Origin of the sequence: Peptoniphilus sp. SGI.035 (assembly GCF_050315115.1) — a bacterium.
Taxonomy (GTDB): Bacteria; Bacillota; Clostridia; order Tissierellales; family Peptoniphilaceae; genus Peptoniphilus_A.
The window spans coordinates 1-280 of the sequence record NZ_JBNPOJ010000070.1 but is presented as its reverse complement, the minus strand read 5'-3'; the positions used below and the strand labels follow the sequence as shown (position 1 = coordinate 280).

2 tRNA genes are annotated in these 280 nt (G+C 53.6%); both read right to left on the bottom strand.

Features of this window, described 5'->3' with window-relative positions:
- Nucleotides 1-79: 79 nt before the first annotated feature.
- Nucleotides 80-168: transfer RNA gene (locus tag ACQRC6_RS09905), tRNA-Leu, on the bottom strand.
- Nucleotides 169-181: 13 nt separating this feature from the next.
- Nucleotides 182-256 (bottom strand) — tRNA-Asn (locus tag ACQRC6_RS09900).
- Nucleotides 257-280: the final 24 nt, after the last annotated feature.

Here is a 280-nt window from a genome sequence, read left to right as displayed (position 1 = left end):
CGGCCTTCGGGTTATGAGCCCGACGAGCTACCAGACTGCTCCATCCCGCGTCATTCTTTACCCGGCTACTATTCCTTTTTGGTGCCGAGAATCGGAATCGAACCGATACGGTGTTTTACCACCGCAGGATTTTAAGTCCTGTGCGTCTGCCAGTTCCGCCACCCCGGCTTATCTTTTTTTCTGGCTCTCAGGGTGGGACTCGAACCCACAGCCTACCGGTTAACAGCCGGTTGCTCCACCATTGAGCTACCTAAGACTATTGGGGACTTTTTGTCCCTTT